The organism is Nocardia pseudovaccinii NBRC 100343, from assembly GCF_001613225.1.
Classification (GTDB): domain Bacteria; phylum Actinomycetota; class Actinomycetes; order Mycobacteriales; family Mycobacteriaceae; genus Nocardia; species Nocardia pseudovaccinii.
Genome location: NZ_BDBY01000331.1, coordinates 1 through 17,847, shown reverse-complemented (window position 1 = coordinate 17,847; position 17,847 = coordinate 1). Strand labels below are relative to the sequence as shown.

At 65.5% G+C, this 17,847-nt stretch carries 16 protein-coding genes and 1 pseudogene; 8 read left to right on the top strand and 9 right to left on the bottom strand.

Annotated elements, in window-relative coordinates; all coding sequences use genetic code 11:
* Positions 1-399: 399 nt before the first annotated feature.
* The gene (locus NP3_RS36970) at positions 400-1,008 is read right to left on the bottom strand and encodes a hypothetical protein (RefSeq protein ID WP_063046361.1); all 609 of its coding nucleotides are present in this window, start codon (positions 1,006-1,008) and stop codon (positions 400-402) included.
* Between the two features lie 178 nt (positions 1,009-1,186).
* Between NP3_RS36970 and NP3_RS36965 the strand changes: the two genes are divergently transcribed.
* Genes NP3_RS36965 through NP3_RS36955 form a run of 3 tightly spaced genes read left to right on the top strand, consistent with a single transcriptional unit; the run spans position 1,187 to position 2,792 of the window.
* Complete coding sequence (locus NP3_RS36965; protein WP_084509499.1) at positions 1,187-1,519, top strand: YbaB/EbfC family nucleoid-associated protein; 333 nt, start codon at positions 1,187-1,189, stop codon at positions 1,517-1,519.
* 13 nt (positions 1,520-1,532) lie between these two features.
* Positions 1,533-2,141, top strand: coding sequence for a recombination mediator RecR (recR, locus tag NP3_RS36960; RefSeq protein WP_040685989.1), 609 nt, complete (start codon positions 1,533-1,535; stop codon positions 2,139-2,141).
* A gap of 36 nt (positions 2,142-2,177) precedes the next feature.
* A complete protein-coding gene (locus NP3_RS36955; RefSeq protein ID WP_063046359.1) occupies positions 2,178-2,792 on the top strand; it encodes a LysE family translocator in 615 nt (204 codons plus the stop codon).
* A gap of 3 nt (positions 2,793-2,795) precedes the next feature.
* On the opposite strand, the gene NP3_RS36950 is transcribed toward NP3_RS36955, so the two are convergent.
* Positions 2,796-3,440, bottom strand: a complete 645-nt coding sequence (locus tag NP3_RS36950; protein ID WP_063046358.1) for a hypothetical protein — start codon at positions 3,438-3,440, stop codon at positions 2,796-2,798.
* A gap of 432 nt (positions 3,441-3,872) precedes the next feature.
* On the opposite strand from NP3_RS36950, the gene NP3_RS36945 reads away from it, so the two are divergent.
* Together NP3_RS36945 and NP3_RS36940 are read left to right on the top strand one after the other, a co-directional pair.
* The gene (locus tag NP3_RS36945; protein ID WP_063046357.1) at positions 3,873-4,691 is read left to right on the top strand and encodes a MerR family transcriptional regulator; all 819 of its coding nucleotides are present in this window, start codon (positions 3,873-3,875) and stop codon (positions 4,689-4,691) included.
* A 16-nt stretch (positions 4,692-4,707) separates the two neighbouring features.
* Entirely contained in the window at positions 4,708-5,058 is a 351-nt protein-coding gene (locus NP3_RS36940) for a VOC family protein (RefSeq protein WP_063046356.1), read from the top strand.
* 38 nt (positions 5,059-5,096) lie between these two features.
* Here the strand turns inward: NP3_RS36940 and NP3_RS36935 are convergent, their stop codons facing one another.
* Positions 5,097-5,531: an SRPBCC family protein gene (locus tag NP3_RS36935; protein ID WP_063046370.1), complete on the bottom strand. Its 435-nt coding sequence runs from the start codon at positions 5,529-5,531 to the stop codon at positions 5,097-5,099.
* A gap of 313 nt (positions 5,532-5,844) precedes the next feature.
* Between NP3_RS36935 and NP3_RS36930 the strand changes: the two genes are divergently transcribed.
* Together NP3_RS36930 and NP3_RS36925 are read left to right on the top strand one after the other, a co-directional pair.
* A complete protein-coding gene (locus NP3_RS36930) occupies positions 5,845-7,281 on the top strand; it encodes an FAD-binding oxidoreductase (protein ID WP_063046355.1) in 1,437 nt (478 codons plus the stop codon).
* Positions 7,278-8,594, top strand: a complete 1,317-nt coding sequence (locus tag NP3_RS36925) for a class I SAM-dependent methyltransferase (RefSeq protein ID WP_063046354.1) — start codon at positions 7,278-7,280, stop codon at positions 8,592-8,594. Before NP3_RS36930 ends, NP3_RS36925 begins: the two co-directional genes overlap by 4 nt.
* 22 nt (positions 8,595-8,616) lie before the next feature.
* Here the strand turns inward: NP3_RS36925 and NP3_RS36920 are convergent, their stop codons facing one another.
* From NP3_RS36920 to NP3_RS36910, 3 genes are all read right to left on the bottom strand, one after another.
* Complete coding sequence (locus tag NP3_RS36920) at positions 8,617-12,201, bottom strand: protein kinase domain-containing protein (protein ID WP_063046353.1); 3,585 nt, start codon at positions 12,199-12,201, stop codon at positions 8,617-8,619.
* A 167-nt stretch (positions 12,202-12,368) separates the two neighbouring features.
* Entirely contained in the window at positions 12,369-12,980 is a 612-nt protein-coding gene (locus NP3_RS36915; RefSeq protein WP_084509497.1) for an SgcJ/EcaC family oxidoreductase, read from the bottom strand.
* Between the two features lie 26 nt (positions 12,981-13,006).
* Positions 13,007-13,501: an SgcJ/EcaC family oxidoreductase gene (locus NP3_RS36910; RefSeq protein ID WP_245721261.1), complete on the bottom strand. Its 495-nt coding sequence runs from the start codon at positions 13,499-13,501 to the stop codon at positions 13,007-13,009.
* A gap of 90 nt (positions 13,502-13,591) precedes the next feature.
* On the opposite strand from NP3_RS36910, the gene NP3_RS36905 reads away from it, so the two are divergent.
* On the top strand, positions 13,592-14,044 hold the full coding sequence (locus NP3_RS36905) for a MarR family winged helix-turn-helix transcriptional regulator (RefSeq protein ID WP_218007503.1): 453 nt from the start codon (positions 13,592-13,594) through the stop codon (positions 14,042-14,044).
* A 24-nt stretch (positions 14,045-14,068) separates the two neighbouring features.
* Here the strand turns inward: NP3_RS36905 and NP3_RS36900 are convergent, their stop codons facing one another.
* The 3 genes and pseudogenes from NP3_RS36900 to NP3_RS36890 all read right to left on the bottom strand — a co-directional run.
* Complete coding sequence (locus NP3_RS36900) at positions 14,069-15,178, bottom strand: esterase-like activity of phytase family protein (protein WP_218025002.1); 1,110 nt, start codon at positions 15,176-15,178, stop codon at positions 14,069-14,071.
* Between the two features lie 145 nt (positions 15,179-15,323).
* The gene (locus tag NP3_RS36895) at positions 15,324-17,474 is read right to left on the bottom strand and encodes a 3-hydroxyacyl-CoA dehydrogenase NAD-binding domain-containing protein (RefSeq protein WP_063046351.1); all 2,151 of its coding nucleotides are present in this window, start codon (positions 17,472-17,474) and stop codon (positions 15,324-15,326) included.
* Between the two features lie 39 nt (positions 17,475-17,513).
* A pseudogene (locus NP3_RS36890) lies at positions 17,514-17,847 on the bottom strand (acetyl-CoA C-acyltransferase); the annotation flags it as partial.

Here is a 17,847-nt window from a genome sequence, read left to right as displayed (position 1 = left end):
TCCGGCGTGCGCGATGCGCGCTGTGGCACGGTTCGCTCGCTGCGCTCGCTCACACCGCGGAGACGCAGCATGAACAGTCGGTTTCCGGACAGCCGCTATCCCGATGCCGTCGCGCGACACGCGACCGATCTCCCACCACCTGTCCGAGGCGGGTGCTATGACCGATTCACGAACCGATCTCGTCTGGAGGCCATATGCGCGCGCCGACGTGTCCGTCCTGCGAATCCGCCATCGACCACTGCCACGGCACCCTCATCGTCCATCTCGGCCGCACCACCGAATGCACCGATGCGGACTGCATCGATCTCGCCCACGCACGGCACGCGTTCGTCGTCGACTGCGGTGACATTGCCGGAGGCTGCGCCTGCGCCGCACGGGATGTCACGCGCACCGCCCGAACTAGTAGGTCAACGCGAAGGTGAGCAGCAAGGTGGTCTGGAAGTAACCGCGCCACCAGGAGTAGCCGAACCAGACATTGGGCGTGATCTCGCGGATCTCGTCGTAGACCTGCGGGGTCGGTGACGGGGCATAGTTCAACGCCCAAGTCGGCCCGCCATCGGTGATCGCGGGTGCGGTGTAGACATCGGCCTGCCAGGCCTCGAGGCCCGCCTGGGTGACCCGGTTCACCAGAAAGCCACCGTCGGGGCCGGTGTAGAACGTCTTACCGATCCACAAGGCCGGGGCCACCACCTCCATGATGGGCGGCCTGGTCACCCAGCCGTTCGTAACTCCCCTCGGCACCTCGCCGCGGGGAGCGTTGCGAAAGATCGCGTCCTGCTGTTCGGCCGAGCAGCGCGACCGCAGCGAGTCGATGGTGGCGGCCGGATTGTCGGGATACAGGACGCACCCGCCGCCATAGTCCACCGCCGTGTCGACGACCTCGGTGTCGGCAACCTCGGGGTCGACGATGCCGGAGTCGGCGGCGGCGAGGCCTGCCCCCAGGAACAGACTGGGAAATCCCAGTGTGAGCACCGCGGTGCCCATGAAAATAACTCGGTTTGCGCGCATTGCTGTCTCCAGAACTCACCACACCCGGGTCCCCGACCCGGTATCGATCGTAAGACGGTGGCCTCGCAGACATCTGATTGAAAATCGAACTGTTATCTGGCGGCTCGGGGCTGCGGGCACCGCGGTTGCCGCGCCCACTAGGCTGGGCGACGACACTTTCCGCAGAGAGGAACAAGCCGTGCAGCCCGGTGGTCAGTTCGATATGCAGCAATTACTCGCCCAGGCGCAGCAGATGCAGCAGGCGGTGATGCAGGCCCAGGCCGAGATCGCGGCGACCGAGGTGCAGGGGCAGGCCGGTGGCGGCCTGGTTCAGGTCACCATCAAGGCGACCGGCGAGGTCGTCGCCCTGAGCATCGATCCGAAGATCGTAGACCCCGACGATGTCGAGGGGCTGCAGGATCTGGTGATCGGCGCGGTCAACGACGCCATGTCCAACGCGCAGCAGCTCGCTGCCGAGCGGCTCGGCCCGCTGGCCGGTGGCGGGTCGCTGCCGGGTCTGCCCGACTTCTGATCCGGGGACGTCTTTGTACGAGGGCCCGGTCCAGGATCTGATCGACGAATTGGGCAAGTTGCCCGGCGTCGGTCCGAAAAGCGCGCAGCGCATCGCATTTCATCTGCTCCAGGTCGAGCCGCCCGACATCGACCGGCTGCAGGCCGCTTTGCAGAAGGTGCGCGACGGCGTGCAGTTCTGCATTGTCTGCGGCACGGTCTCGGATAACGAAATGTGCCGCATCTGTTCGGATCCGCGCCGCGACCGCACCATGATCTGCGTGGTCGAGGAGCCGAAAGATGTGCAGGCCATCGAGCGCACTCGCGAATTCCGCGGGCGCTATCACGTGCTCGGCGGCGCGCTCGATCCGCTCAGCGGCATCGGGCCGGATCAGCTGCGCATTCGAGAGCTGTTGGCGCGCATCGGCAATCAGGAGGACGGCGTCGATGTCAGCGAGGTGATCATCGCGACCGACCCGAATACCGAGGGCGAGGCAACGGCCACCTACCTGGTGCGGATGCTGCGCGATTTTCCGGGCTTGTCGGTGACGCGTCTGGCATCCGGTCTGCCGATGGGCGGCGATCTCGAATTCGCCGACGAACTCACTCTCGGCCGTGCGCTATCAGGTAGGCGGGCACTGTAGCTTGCGTTCGGCCGGGCACGGGTTACTGTGTCGGGGATGAGCATCGAGTTCTTGCTGACCACGCTCGTCATCGTCGCCACACCCGGCACCGGCGTGCTGTTCACACTGGCGGCCGGACTTTCCCGGGGGACGAAGGCCAGCGTGATAGCGGCCTTCGGCTGCACGCTCGGCATCATTCCGCACATGATCGCGGCCGTCACCGGACTGGCCGCACTGCTCAATGCGAGTGCCGTCGCCTTCCAGACGCTGAAGTATCTCGGTGTCGCCTACCTGCTGTACATGGCGTGGAATACGTTCCGGGACAAGGGGGCACTGGCCGTGCCCGAGGAAGAGACCGCAACGCCATCGGCCCGGCAGGTGATCACCTCGGCGGTACTGCTCAATATCCTCAACCCGAAGCTGACGATCTTCTTCTTCGCCTTCCTGCCCCAGTTCGTGCCGACCAGTGCGCCGAATGCGTTGGCGCGCATGCTCGAACTGAGCGGGCTGTTCATGCTCGCCACCTTCGTGGTCTTCGCGGTCTACGGCGCCTGCGCGGCCGCCGTACGCAACCAGGTGATTTCCCGGCCCGCCGTGGTCACCTGGATGCGCCGGGTATTCGGGGTCTCGTTCATTGCCCTGGCCGGTCGGCTGGCGGTCCAGAATCAGTAAGCGTCAGACGGTGATTCGACTCCAGGGCAGCGCCTGCAGCCGGGTGCGGTCGTCGATCGCCCAATCCCAGATCAGGTCCGCGACGGTCTGCGGGTCGGTGACAGTGATGCCGAAGTGCTTCTCCGGGGCGCCATCTCGATATTCGAGGGTGAATGTTCCGGACTTGTCGCGATAGGTCTGAATGTAGACCTGCTCGTCACGTTCGACGACCAGATACGGATTCGGCGGGGCCAGCTCGGAAATCCACTGGTCGGCAAGGGCTTTCGTCAAATAGGGGAACTCGCCCGCGCCACCGTGGGTGACCAGCGCGGGCACATGTCCGGCCGGATCCATCAGCCAGGCCAGCTGCGGATCGTAGACGGCGTAGTTCAGCGGTGTCGCGATCTCGAACAGCAACTGCCGGAGGAATCCGATCGCGTCGTACGGGCACGGTACGTGCAGTACCGCACCGGTCGCCGCGCCGCCGACCGGAACCGTGCTCAGGAATCCATCCTGCTCGGGTAGTTCGGCATTGCGCCTGTTCAGCTCCGCCGCCATCGCCACGACCGGTTCCGTCTCGGGTCGCCCCTGCTGGGTGGCCAGATACGCGTCGACCTGCGCGATCGTCATCGCGACACCGGACGGCAACAAGACGTGGTCGTAGCTCACGCGGCCAGCGTACTGGGGCCCGAAGAAGTCGCTGCGGCACGTCGCTTCGGCCCCGGAATCCGGCCCGGCCCCACGTGTTCTTCAGGAAGCCGCGCGACCACGTCAGCGAACGGTTGGCGCGCTGCCGATCAAACCGTAGCCAACTCGCCCGACCGCGCCGTCGACGCCGAAAACGACGCGCACCTCGTACAGCCCGAAGTGGCCCGTCGATCGGTGCGGCTCCGCGGGATCGCAGCACGCCGAGGGCGATCAAGGACAAATGATCAGCGGCGAGCGTCGAGTGGGTCAGTCGAAATCGCGCCACGACTCGTCGATCGCGACAGCGCCACATCCGAGATCGACCGCACAATCTCGCATGGGTGCGATCCGTGTCCGGCACGAAATTCGCGGGTCCTTGACTCTCCTGTAGCTGGAGGGTGTTCGCTGTGAGATATGGCAGCGACAGTGTCGATCGGGGAGTTCGCGAGGTTGACGTATCTCAGTGTGAAGACGCTGCGGTACTACCACGAGGTCGAGTTGCTGGAACCGGTCGCGATCGATGCTGGGTCGGGGTATCGGCGGTATTCGGTCGCTCAGGTCGCGAAAGCGCATCTGATCCGTCGGCTGCGGGGGCTGGATATGCCGCTGCCGGAGATCAAGGCGGTGCTGGCGGCGCCGGATGCCGAGTCCCGGGATACCGCCTTGCGGGCGCATCTCGAACGCATGGAAGCGGAGTTGCGGCGCACGCAGTCGGTGGTTGCTTCGCTGCGCTCACTGCTCACACCGGCCGCGCCGATCGCCGTCGAATACCGGTCGATCGCGGCATTTCCGGCGCTCGCATACGTCGATTCGGTGGGCCGAGATGCGATCGGCGACTGGTGCGCCGCGGCATTTCCGCTGCTGCACGAGACGTTGGCCGCGACGAATATCGCGCCCGCCGGTGTCGACGGCGCGACCTATTCGATGGAATTCTTCGAGGAAGACGCGGGCGAGGTCGCCGCGTTCATCCCGATTCCAGCCGCCGACCCGCGGATTGCGCTACCGAGCGAACTCTCGATCATCGAACTGCCAGCGCGCCGGTTCGCGATCACCGTGCACTCGGGCCCGTTCGACGATTTCGACCGCACCTACGGCGCCCTCGGCAGCCATGTCGCCGAACACGACACTTCGCTCGCCGAACCCGTCCGCGAGCTGTACGTCCTCGGTCCGGGCGAAATCGACGACCCAAACGCCTACCGCACCGAAGTCTGCTGGCCGATCGGTCGGCTCTGAAAGAGGGAGAACCGCAATGACACTCACGATCGGGCATATCACCTTCGACTGTGCCCACGCCGCGACGCTCGCCGGTTTCTGGTCCGAGCTGTTGAACCGTCCGCTGGACGAGAACGCGAGCCCGGAGTTCGCGACGGTCGGGATGGCCGAAGGTGTGGCGCCGGTGCTGATGTTCATCCAGGTGCCGGACAAGACGCCCGGCAAGAATGTGATCCACCTGGACCTGAAGGCCGCGGACTGGCGCGATCAGATCGATCGCGCGATCGGCCTCGGCGCCAAGCACATCGGTGATTTCGACGAGTACGGCACGCAATGGGCGACGCTGGCCGATCCGGAGGGCAATCTCTTCGATATCGCGGCCGGATGAGAAGAAGGCCCGACGCGTGTCGGGCCTTCCCTGCTATCTCAGGAGAGTTCGCGCTGCAGGTTCGCGAGCACCTCGGCCTGAATCTTCTTCAGCCCCAACGGCGCGAAGATGCCCTCGAAGATTCCCGCGATACCGCCCGCACCCTTCCACGACGTGCGCAGCGTGACCTGCGAACCCGTGCCGTCCGGCGTCACCGTCCAGGTGTTGACCAGCGTCGAATTCGAATCACGTTCGGTCACGATGGAATCCGAGACCGACACGACCGCGTGGATGTCGCGGGACCGCTTCTCGGTGGCCTGCAGGGTCCATTCGGCGACGGTGCCCGCGCCCTGACCGCCCTCGACCACCTTGTAGTCGCGGTAGTGCGCGGAGAGGATGCGCGGACGCACCTTCTCGTAATCCGCGATGGCCTCGAGTGCGCGCTGCGGATCCGCCGCGACGGCGATCGAACTGCTGGCGCTGACCTGTCCCACGATGAGCTCCTTGTCCGGGCAGTGATTTGCCCCTATCCTGCCCTGTCCCCGCCGCTGCGCGGCGACCAGGTCGGTCCTGTTGATCACCGCGCGCCGACCGGTCTGCACTGTTAGGCTTCCCGATCAGATTGCGCCGGAGGGGATCCATGCAATATGTCGTGCGAAGCGGGTGTTCGAAACCGCCCGGACCACCGCCGGACTGACACGGCGAGTCCTGGGTATTCCCGATGCAACAGATGCGTGACATTTATCCCTCGTCGGTGACCTCGCAGTGGCTTGTGTTACCGGTGCGTACTAGCGTCGAGGAGTGGCAGTGAGTCTGTTGGGGAAGGCCGGGCCCGCATCGGCCGCACACGAATCAGGGTTCGCCGCGCATCGAGCGGGTGTGGACCGACTGTTGGCCAGTTATCGCGCGATACCCGCGAACGCCAACGTGCGACTGGCGAAGAAGACCTCGAATCTGTTCCGGGCCAGGGCCAAGAGCACCGCGCCCGGCCTGGATGTCTCCGGCCTCGCCAAGGTCATCGCGGTGGACGCGGAAGCCAAAACCGCCGACGTCGCCGGGATGACCACCTACGAGGATCTGGTCGCCGCCACACTGCCCTACGGCCTGGCCCCGCTGGTGGTGCCGCAGCTCAAGACGATCACCCTCGGCGGCGCGGTCACCGGCCTCGGCATCGAATCCAGCTCGTTCCGCAGCGGTCTGCCGCACGAGTCGGTGCTGGAGATGGACGTGCTGACCGGAGCGGGCGAGATCATCACCGCGACACCGGATGGCGAGCACGCCGACCTGTTCCGCGGCTTTCCGAACTCCTACGGCACCCTGGGCTATTCGGTCCGCCTGAAGATCGAGCTGGAGACCGTCCAGCCCTATGTGGCGCTGCGCCACGTCCGCTGCCACGACCTGCGCGAGCTCGAGTCCACCCTCGCCCGGATCGTCACGGACAAGACCTACGACGGCGAACGCGTCGACTACCTCGACGGCGTGGTCTTCACCGCCGACGAGAGCTATCTGACACTCGGCCGACAGACCGACGAGCCCGGCCCGGTCAGCGACTACACCGGCATGGACATCTACTACCGGTCCATCCAGCACGACTCCGACCGGCCCAAACGCGACCGGCTGAGCATCCACGACTATCTCTGGCGCTGGGACACCGACTGGTTCTGGTGTTCACGCGCCTTCGGCGCCCAGAACCCGAAGATCCGCCGCTTCTGGCCGAAGCGCTACCGGCGCAGCAGCTTCTATTGGAAGCTCATCGCACTCGATCACAAGTACGATATCGGCGACAAACTGGAGGCCCGCCAGGGTAATCCGCCGCGCGAGCGTGTGGTGCAGGACATCGAGGTTCCGGTCGAGCGGACCGCGGATTTCGTCGAATGGTTCCTGCGCGAAATTCCGATCGAACCGATCTGGCTGTGCCCGCTGCGACTGCGCGAAGACGACGCATCGGCAACGGGGCGTCCATGGCCGCTGTATCCGCTGCAGCCGAACCGTACCTACGTCAATGTCGGATTCTGGTCTGCGGTGCCGACCGCCGCAGGTCAGCAGGAAGGCAAGGCCAACCGCGCGATCGAGCAGACCGTCACCGAGTTCGACGGGCACAAATCCCTGTACTCGGATTCGTATTACGGCAAGGATGAATTCGCGGCCCTGTACGGCGGCGAGACCTACACCGAATTGAAGAAGCGCTACGACCCGGACCAGCGACTGCTGGATTTGTATTCGAAGGCGGTGCAACGCAAATGACTACATTCAAGGACCGTTCCGATGTCTTCGCGGACCTCGGGACAAAACTCAGCATTGCCGAGATCTTCGAGACGCTGATCGACGGCGATGTTCCGATTCGGCTGACCGCCTACGACGGCAGCGCGACCGGGCCGGAGGATTCGGAATACACCCTGGAGATCAAGTCCCCGCGCGGGATCAACTACCTGGCCACCGCGCCGGGTGATCTCGGCATGGCCCGCGCCTACATCGCAGGCGATATGACGGCCACCGGCGTGCACCCCGGCGACCCGTATGACATTCTCCGGGCGATGGACGGGCTGAAGTTCCGTCGTCCGTCGGCGCTCGCGCTGGTCACCATTGCCCGCTCGCTCGGCTGGGAGCGGCTCAAGCCGATCGCACCGCCACCGCAGGAGACGCTGCCGCGCTGGCGCCGGATCGCGCTGGAGGGCCTGCGGCACTCCAAGACTCGCGATGCCGAGGCCATCCATCACCACTACGACGTCTCCAACACCTTCTACGAATACGTCCTCGGCCCCTCGATGACCTACACCTGCGCGACCTACGGGGACGAGAACTGGACGCTGGAGCAGGCCCAGGAGAACAAGTACCGCTTGGTCTTCGACAAGCTGCGGCTGAAGGAGGGCGACCGGCTGCTGGATATCGGCTGCGGCTGGGGCGGCATGGTCCGCTACGCGGCCAAGCGCGGCGTCGAGGTCATCGGCGCGACCCTATCCGCGGAGCAGGCGGAATGGGCGCAGCAGAAGATCGCCGAAGAGGGTCTGTCCGACCTCGCCGAAGTGCGGCATTCCGACTACCGCGATATTCCGGAGGTCGACTTCGACGCCGTCTCCTCGATCGGCCTGACCGAGCACATCGGGGTGCACAACTACCCGTTCTACTTCGAATACATCAAGAGCAAGCTGCGCGACGGTGGCCTGTTCCTGAATCACTGCATCACCAGGCCGGACAATACCCGGACCACCAAGGCCGGTGACTTCATCGACCGCTACGTCTTCCCGGACGGCGAGCTGATCGGCTCCGGCCGGATCATCTCCGAGATCCAGAACATCGGCCTCGAGGTGATTCACGAGGAGAACCTGCGCGAGCACTACGCGCTCACCCTGCACGAGTGGTGTAAGAATCTGGTCGCCAACTGGGATGCCTGCGTCGAAGAGGTCGGCGAGGGCACCGCGAAGGTGTGGGGCCTGTACATGGCCGGTTGCCGACTCGGCTTCCAGCGCAATGTGGTTCAGCTGCACCAGGTGCTCGGCGTCAAGCTCGGCCCGAACGGCGAATCGGGTCTGCCGCTGCGTCCGTGGTGGCAGCCGTAAGCAACGACCGAAACTGCCCGTCCTAACCCAGGAGTTCATCCAGGAATAGGGCGGGCAGCGTCGTTTCGCCGGATTGTCCCGGTGTCGCACGCGCTTCGGTGCGCAGCACGCGCAGAATGCCGAGCACACCGGGGCCCGCATCCAAAAGCGGCATGGTCCAGCCGTGTTCGGCGCAGGTGGCCGCTGCGGGCAGCAGCAGTCCGGTGGCCTCGCCGACCCAGCCGGAGGCGGCCAGAGATTCAGCGAGCAGCAGTGCGGTATCCAATTCCGCACGGGGACGGTGCTGTTCGACCATCCGAGCGTGCAGCGCGCGGGCCCGGCGCACCGCGCGATCGTCGGCGCGCAGCTGACGTTCGGACAGCAGCGCGCGGATCGCCGCGATCTCCTCCGCCTCGGCGGCCAGCGCCGCCGCGCCCGTCATCCGATGGGCCTGGTGGATGGTTCCGGAGATATCCGATTCGTATCCGGTCGCGGCGTCGGCGACCCGCCGAGCCGCGGTATCGGTCAGCAGTCCAAGGCGCAGCCGCTCGGCGCGAATATGCGCGGCGAGCCGGATCAGTCTGTTATCGGCCGCGATTCGATCGCCCTCGTCCAGCCGAGCCGTGGCGGTGTACAGATCGCCGAGCGCGGCCTTGACCCTGGCACCGACCACGAAGGTGGAGATCAGGAAGTCCACCGGCCCGACCCGGGTGACCAGCTGATGACTGTCGTCGAACAGCCGATCGGCGGTATCCAGATCGCCTCGGCGGTAACTCATTTCGCCGAGCAGCGCCGCGGCCACCCGCACCGCATCGGAGCGCGGTCCCGACCGCTGCCGTGCGGTCTCCCACGCCTGCTGGAAACAGCTTGTGGCAGTGGCGATATCGAGCTGTTCATAGGCCGCAGCGCCCTTGCCGCACAGTCCGAAGACTTCGCCGAGCGGATCCTTGGATCGAGCGTGATACGGCGCCGCCCATTCCTGGATTTCGCGCGCCCCGTCGAAGTCGAATTCGCACAAGCGCACGAAGGAGGTCAGATTAGCGGCAGTCGATACGGTCCAGGCGGGCAGCTCATCCGGCTTCTCCAGGCACTCGGCCACCCGGTCGAGCACGCCTTCGGTGTGGTCGCGCGCGATCTGATCCGAAGCCGCGAGCACCGCCGCCTGACAGCGCTGCCGGTTCACATCGGCATCGGCGGACGACCCCCGCGCCAGCACATTGGACAAGCGGCCCAGGGCCGCGCGCGCCGCGGCGGGCTGCTGCAGATTCACATTCGCCCTGGCCACGGCCATCAGCAGTTTGGATCGAGAAGCAACCTGCTGCACCGGCAGTTTCGATACCGTCCCGAGCAGCGTCGCGAGGCGGGACTTATCGATGAGGTCCATGCCGCCGCTCTCGAGCAGATCCAGCGCCATTTTCAGATCCGTCGCCGCCAGCGCGTGATCGACCGACTTGCGCAGCAAATTGTGTTCGGCGTACCAGCGAGATGCCTTGCGGTGCAATGCCCGCAGCTTGCTCGGATCGGCCCGCTCCAACCGCGCCCGCAGATGTTCGGCGAACAGCGGCTGCATCCGGAACCACTCGGGATCATGGGCGATGCGCCGGACGAACAACTCGCGCTGTTCGGCCTGCTCGAGCATCGATTCGCCGCCCGGGTCCTCCGAAAGCGCCGAGGCCAGCGAACCGCTGACCCGCTCGGTGATCGAGATCGAGGTCAGGAAGTCGAGCATCTTGGGTTCGAGGGTGTCCAGGACGTTTTCGGCGAGATACTCGCGGATGCCGTGACTGCCCTCGGCCAGACTCGAGATCAATCGATCCGGATCGACATTGCCGCGCAACGACAAACTCACCAGCTGGACTGCGGCAGGCCAGCCGTCGGTGGTCGTATGGATTTCCTCGATCTGGTCATCGGTGAGCGCGAATCCGTTGCGCTGCACCAGGATTTCCTTGGTCTCCTCGGTGGTCAGGCGCAACGCCGAGGAGCCTATCTCGACCAATTCGTCGTGCACCCGCATCCGACTGGTCGGCAGACCCGACTGCTCCCGACTGGTCACCACGAAGCGCAAGTGGTGACATCCGTTGTCCAGCAACGCATCCATCGCCCGCCGCGCACCCGCATCGCCGACCCGGTGCCAGTCGTCCACGATCACCACGACGGTGGTTCCGCTGGCGTGGATCTCATCGATCAACGTGGAGATGACATAGGCGACCGCGTCAGCGGGCCGTTCCTCGAGCACCTGGTCCAAACCCTCGCCGATATCCGGACGAACCCGGCGGATCGCCTGGATGAGGTGGGCCAGGAACCAGATCTCGTTGTCGTCGTCCCGGTCTACACCGAGCCAGGCCACCGGGACCCCGCCATCGGTCAGCTCATTGCGCCACTGCGCGGCCACCGTGCTCTTGCCGAATCCGGCCGGTGCGTGGATGACCGCGAGTCGGCGGCGGCCACCGGCGCGCAGCGTGTCCAGCAGGCGCGGGCGCGGCACCGGCTCGCGGGCCGGGGTCGGCGGGCGGAATTTCGTCGTCGCTGTCGGGGGCAGTGTCGGCGCGACCGAGGTCGAGTTGGCCGGATGCTGGGAGACCGCGGGACGCAATGTCAACGGCCAACTACGGCGTGCGGTCACCGCCGGTCGCGTTACCGTCACCTCGGCCGCGTTCGGATGTTCCGTCTCATCCGGCGCCACCTCCGAGGTATCCAGCAGCGCCATCTCATCGGGCATCTGATCGTGCTCGCGCTGCACCGTGCGCAGCATCTCACCGAACTCGAAGGCCGACACGGGCCGGTTACCTGGATCGGTGTCCATCGCATGCTGGATGGCATCGGCGACATCGTCGGGAATGTCGTTGCCGTGCAGATCCGGCACCGGCTGGGTGGTGATCCGCAGGAATTGCGCGACCACCTTCTCCCCCGATTGCCGTTCGAAGGCGGCATGGCCGGTCAGCAGGGCGAACAGCGTAGAGCCGAGTCCGTATACATCGGAGAGCACGGTCGGCTCGTCGCCCTTGAGCACCTCGGGCGCGGTGAAGGCGGGTGAGCCCGTGATCAGCCTGCTGGAGGTGCGGAAACCTCCCGGGATCCTGGCGATTCCGAAATCGGTCAGTTGTGGTTCGCCGTAGGCGCTGAGCAGGACGTTCGCCGGTTTGACGTCCCGATGCAGGACCTGGGCCCGATGCGCGCTCTCGATCGCACCCGCCAGCTTCACCCCGGCCCGCAGGGAATCCGCCCAGGTGAGCGGACCCTGCTCCCGAATGAGCTGTTCGAGCGAGCCCCGGGTGCAGAAGGGCATCACGATGAACGGCTGGCCGGTCGGGGTGACATCGACCTGCAGGATGTCGACGATATTCGGATGGCCGGACAACCGGCCCATCGCCTGCTCCTCGCGCAGGAACCGTTCCCGGCTCTCGGCATCGATCTCCGAGGAGAGCACCTTGACCGCGACCACCCGGTCCAATGCGTACTGGACGCAGCGGTACACCACTCCGAACCCGCCCCGGCCGATCTCGACCGCACCCGACAGGCCCATTGCCTCCAGCTCGTCGACGATATCGATGGGCGCATGCCGCTGTGTGTCCGATTCGGCCGAAGTCGATTCGGCGTTTGCCTTGCCCGAACGCATCTGTGGATTCACGTGACCACCTCGAATTCACATCGAATCGGCGTCACCGGCGACCGAGAAACACACGGACATCGGACATCGCGAAACGATCTCGCGATGCCCGATATGTCACGCATACTCCAACGTAGCGCGGTATCAACCGGAGTGGGTGGCTTTCGAAACAGCGTGGCTGCGACCCCTCAGCGCTCGGCGGCGGGCCTGGTCGCCGGATGGTAGAGAAACGAGATCCGCTCCATGACATTCTTGCGCTGCGTGTTCTGGAATGCGGCGATCAACCAGCGACCGTCTTGGCGAACCATGGTGTAGGTCTGCGTTTTCGACAGCTCCTCGGGTTGTTTCGGGTCGCCCTTGTAGGTATCGCCGCGACTGGTGACGACGGCGGTATCCGGGCCGTAGAAGCGGATGCCGAGAATCGAATCGGTGAGCTCGGTGCCCTTCTTGAAGCCCTTGAACAAGGCGCGGTGGCCCTCGACGATATCGGCGCGCCCCTGGTAGTAGGTGCCGACGAAACTGGTGTAGGTGGCATCCTCGGTGAACAGAGCGCCGTAGGCGTCGGCATCGCCGCGACCCCAGGCGTCGGTGAGTTGGTCGAGCAGATCGCAGATTTCCCGGGCCGACTGCGGGGCAGGCGTGGTGACGGTGGTGCAGGCGGTCGTGCCGAGGTTGTGCACGTCCGAGGTCTGGTCCAGCCAGAGGTAACCGCCGCCCGCGGCGACACCGAGGGTGATGGCGGTGGCGGCCAGGACGCGGGAGACGATGCGGCGGCGATTGCGGGGTGCGGGGGCGTTCATGGCGGATCCTTTGGGGCAGTGGGGGTTCAGCGCTCGGTGGCGGGGCGGGCGGCGGGGGTGGACAGGTAGGTGATGCGTTCCATCAGCTTGTTGCGTTTGGTGTTCTGGAAGGCGGCGATCAGCCAGCGGCCGCCGCGGCGGACCATGGTGTAGGTCTGGGTCTTGGTGAGCTGCTTGGGCTTGCCCTTGTAGGTGTCGCCGTGACTGTTGACCACGGCGGTATCCGGGCCGTAGAAGCGGATGTCGACGATGTCGTCGGCGAGCCGGGTGCCCTTCAGGACGCTGCCGAACAGGGCGCGATGCGAGGCGACGATATCGGCGCGGCCGCGATAGAGGGTGCCGAGAAAGCTTGTGTAGGTGGCGTCTTCGGTGAAGACGGTGCCGTAGGCGTCGGCATCGCCGCGGCCCCATGCATCGACCAATTCCGCGAGTACGGCTTCGATCGCCTGGGTGTCATTGCTGCGCCCACCCGTCGCCTGACCGTCGCCCCTCATCGAATCGCAATGCGACGCTGCATTCATTTTGCCTCCATGCTAGATTTCTTCTTGTAAGAGCTTTCTTCATTGAAGAAGTCTCTTCGTTGAAGAAGAGATTAGGAAATGGAGGTATCCGTGTCAACACCTGCCATGCGCCCGGACGCGAGCGAGGTCTACCGCCGCTATCTGAGCGCGGTCATGCTGCACGGACAGGCGGGTGCGCGCGCCGTCGACCTGGGTGCGACGGACCTCTACGCCCTGAACATCCTGGAACTCAACGGCGCCATGACGCCCGGCGAACTCGGCGCGCGCAGTGGACTGACCACCGGCCCGACCACCCGCCTCATCGATCGCCTGGAAGACGCGGGCTATGTCCGCCGCGTCCCGGTACCCGGCGACCGCCGCAAGGTAATCGTCGAATTGATCGACAAGCCAGCAGATCTCGACGAAATCCTGGCCCCGGCCCGCCGCGCCATCGGCGAAATCCTCGGCGGCTATTCCGCCGAACAGCGTGAAGTGCTGTTCGACTACTTCACCCGCGCCGCGGACGCGTACTACCAGGCGGCGGAGGATCTGCGGCCCAGCTGAACTAAGAGCCAGCTGGCCGACCTGCTACCGGACGGCCAGTGCCACGATCTGGGTGACCTGCTTATCCGAAAAGTTGTTGTCGCTGACCAGGATCAGGGTGCGTTCCCCCGACGGCAGGCGCGGCCCCCAGGTCATGCCCTCGATATTGTCGATGGGGTCGAGCCCGAGATCGGCGAGGTCGACCAGCAAGCGCTTGGCGACCGGCCGGGCGGTGCCGAGCGGAGCATCGAGGACGTTGGTCGCGCCACTGGTATCGGCCTCGTAGATGCGGATCTTATTGCCGACGCCGAGCACGTAAGAGCGCTCCAGGACAAGGAATTTCGTGGGATCGAGCGGATCGGCGGCCAGGATCGAGGCAATGCCGTTCATGCCTTGGCCCGGCTCCGGACTCGACTCGGCGAAGACCGGCTCCATCGGGTAGGCGTACTGAGCAAGGAGCGGACCGAAGCGCGCCTGGACCGTAATCCGTGAAGTGGCACCGATTTTCGCCGTTGCGACAGGTCCGTCCTGCAGCAGCGGGCCCTCCACGGCGGTCACGAACAGGGCGCCACCCGCCGCGAAGGTCGCGCCCTCGAGCGCGAGATTCTGGCGCGGGCCGGTGGTCGGGCGCATGCGCTCGTTCTCCGGAATCGGGAGTTCGGCGGCGAAAGCGCCATCCGGGTGGGTGATTCGGACCGAGGGGTCGGCGAGCACGGCATCGGTGCGCTCACCCTCCTGCGTCCAGAAGTAACCACCGGTCCACGGATCGACCCGAATCTCCTCCGGATCCAAGGACTTCGGCGCGTACAGCGAGCCGTCCGGCGTACGCAGCGGGCGGGTATCGGTGAACACCACCGGACCGACGCCACTGTCGTCCACGCCGAATCGCGCGGTGTAGAAACGCGCCGGATCCCGCTCGGACCTGTCGTCGCTGATCAACACATATTCGCCGGTGCTCGGCTGGAAATCGATACCGGACAGGCCGCCGACCGTGGTGCCCCGAAAGTCCATGTCGAACGGAATGATCTGCTGGCCGAGTATGCGCACCGGTGCGACATCGGACGCGACCGGCTGCGGCGCTGCGTTGGCAACCGGGGCAACAGCACATGCGAGCGCGACGGTCGCTACGAGCAGGGACGCTCTACTTCTGACCACAATCAACCACCCTATCGACGAGGCCGGTCGCACAGGTTAACGGCATTCGAACGGCGAAAGCCCGCCACCGCGAAATGCGGTGGCGGGCTGACCTTTTCGAGCGACCTGCAAGAGTCGCTACGGCCCGTTGCGAATTACCGCGTGACTACTTGCGCAGCGAAGCCGGGACCTCGAAGCGCTCGCCGTAGGTCTTGGCGAGATAGTCGGCGCGCTCGACGAAGGCCGCCTGGCCGCCCGGGTAGCCGACGATGTACTGGTGCACACCACCGGTCCAGGCCGGGAAGCCGATGCCGAAGATCGAGCCGATGTTGGCGTCGGCGGTGGTGATGAGCACACCCTCGTCGAAGCACTTCTGGGACTCGATCGCCTCGATGAACAGCATGCGGTCGATCAGATCCTGCAGCGGCACACCGAAACCGGCGGTGGTCTTGAAGTGCTCGCGCAGACCCGGCCACAGGCCGAGACGCTTGCCGTCCTCGTCGTACTCGTAGAAACCGGCCTTGCCCAGGCGACCCGGGCGACCCTGCTCGACCAGGTAGTCGATGACATCCTGCGCCGGGTGCCGCTTCACACCCAGGGTGTTGTCACCCTTCTCGGCGGCCTCCAGGGTCTCCTTGGCGATCTTCTGCATCAGCGTCAGGTTCAGCTCGTCCGACAGCTGCAGCGGCGCGGCCGGGTAGCCCGCCTGCAGACCGGCCTGCTCGATGGTCGCGGGCTCGATGCCCTCGTTGAGCATGGCGATCGCCTCGTTGACGAAGGTGCCGATCACGCGCGAGGTGAAGAAGCCGCGGCTGTCGTTGACGACGATCGGGGTCTTCTTGATCGCGAGGGTGTAGTCGAACACCCGGGCCAGCGCCTCGTCGGAGGTCTTCTCACCCTTGATGATCTCCACCAGCGGCATCTTGTCGACCGGCGAGAAGAAGTGGATGCCGATGAAGTCCTCCTGGCGCTTCACACCGGTCGCCAGACCGGTGATCGGCAGGGTGGAGGTGTTCGAGCCCAGCAGCGCGTCCGGGGTGACGATGTCCTCGATCTCCTGGAACACCTTGTGCTTGAGCTCGGTGTTCTCGAAGACCGCCTCGATGACGAAGTCGACACCGGCGAAGTCGGCCGCATCCGCGGACGGCTTGATCCGGTCCAGCAGCGCCTTGGACTTCTCCTCGGTGGTCTTGCCCCGGGAAAGGGCCTTGGCCTCGATCTTCTCGGAGTAGTTCTTGCCGCGCTCGGCCGCCTCGATGGTGACGTCCTTCAGCACGACCTCGTAGCCCGCCTTGGCCGAGACGTAGGCGATGCCCGCGCCCATCATGCCCGCGCCGAGCACGCCGACCTTGCGGATCTCCTTCTTCGGGACATCCTTGGGCCGCGAACCGCCGTTGTTGATCGACTGCAGGTCGAAGAAGAACGCCTGGATCATGTTCTTCGCGACCGGGCCGGTCAGCAGCGAGACGAAGTAGCGCGATTCGATCAGCGACGCGTTGTCGATATCGACCTGCGAACCCTCGACCGCGGCCGACATGATGGCGCGCGGTGCGGGCATGTTGGTGCCCTTGAGCTGCTTGCGCAGGTTGGCCGGGAAGGCCGGGAGATTTGCTGCAAATGCGGGCGAAGACGGTGTACCGCCCGGGATCTTGAAGCCCTTCTTGTCCCAGGGCTGCACGCCGCCCTCGGGGTTGGCCTTGATCCACGCTTTGGCGGCGGGCACCAGCTCCTCGACCGAGCCGACGACCTCGTTGATCAGGCCGATCTCCTTGGCCTTGCCGGGGCGGTACTTGTTGCCCTGCAGCAGGAACTGCATCAGCGCGCCCTGCAGGCCGAACATCCGCACGGTGCGGATGACACCGCCACCGGCGGGCAGCAGGCCAAGGGTCGCCTCGGGCAGACCGAGCTGCACGCCCGGCACATCCGCGGCGATCCGGTAGTGGGTCGCCAGGGTGATCTCCAGGCCACCGCCGAGCGCGGCGCCGTTGATCGCCGAGACGACCGGCTTGCCCAGGGTCTCCAGCCGGCGCAGCGCCGACTTGATGGTGCCGAGCTCCTCCATGAGGGCCTGGCCGTCTTCCGGGCCGACCTTCATCATGTTCTTCAGGTCGCCGCCCGCGAAGAAGGTCTTCTTCGCGGAGGTGATCACCACGCCGGTGATGCTGTCCTTCTCGGCCTCGAGCCGGTCGACGGTCGCGGTCATCGACGTCTTGTACAGCTCGTTCATCGTGTTGGCGCCCTGGTTCGGGTCGTCCATCGTCAAAACGACGATGCCGTCCGAATCCTGCTCCCAACCGATCATGTTGGTTTCACTCACAGCTCTGTGTCTCCTTGAATTCTCAGCTGCCGGTTGGGGTTAGACGCGCTCGATGATCGTGGCGACGCCCATGCCGCCACCGATGCAGAGGGTGACCAGCGCGTAGCGGCCGTTGCGGCGCTCCAGCTCGTCGACCATGGTGCCGGTGATCATGGCGCCGGTGGCGCCGAGCGGGTGGCCCATCGCGATGGCGCCGCCGTTGACGTTCAGCTTCTCGTCCGGGATCTGCAGATCCTTCTGGAACTTCAGCACCACCGAGGCGAAGGCCTCGTTGATCTCGACCAGGTCGATGTCGTCGAGGGTCAGACCCGCCTTGGCCAGCACCTTCTTGGCGGCCGGAGTCGGACCGGTCAGCATGATGGTGGAGTCGGCG

Bases quoted from the DNA above. Each gene is read 5' to 3' on its own strand.
- NP3_RS36925 (WP_063046354.1), top strand. From the start codon at position 7,278: ATGACTACATTCAAGGACCGTTCCGATGTCTTCGCGGACCTCGGGACA.
- NP3_RS36910 (WP_245721261.1), bottom strand. From the start codon at position 13,501: ATGAATGCAGCGTCGCATTGCGATTCGATGAGGGGCGACGGTCAGGCG.
- NP3_RS36945 (WP_063046357.1), top strand. From the start codon at position 3,873: ATGGCAGCGACAGTGTCGATCGGGGAGTTCGCGAGGTTGACGTATCTC.
- NP3_RS36955 (WP_063046359.1), top strand. From the start codon at position 2,178: ATGAGCATCGAGTTCTTGCTGACCACGCTCGTCATCGTCGCCACACCC.
- NP3_RS36940 (WP_063046356.1), top strand. From the start codon at position 4,708: ATGACACTCACGATCGGGCATATCACCTTCGACTGTGCCCACGCCGCG.
- NP3_RS36915 (WP_084509497.1), bottom strand. From the start codon at position 12,980: ATGAACGCCCCCGCACCCCGCAATCGCCGCCGCATCGTCTCCCGCGTC.
- NP3_RS36970 (WP_063046361.1), bottom strand. From the start codon at position 1,008: ATGCGCGCAAACCGAGTTATTTTCATGGGCACCGCGGTGCTCACACTG.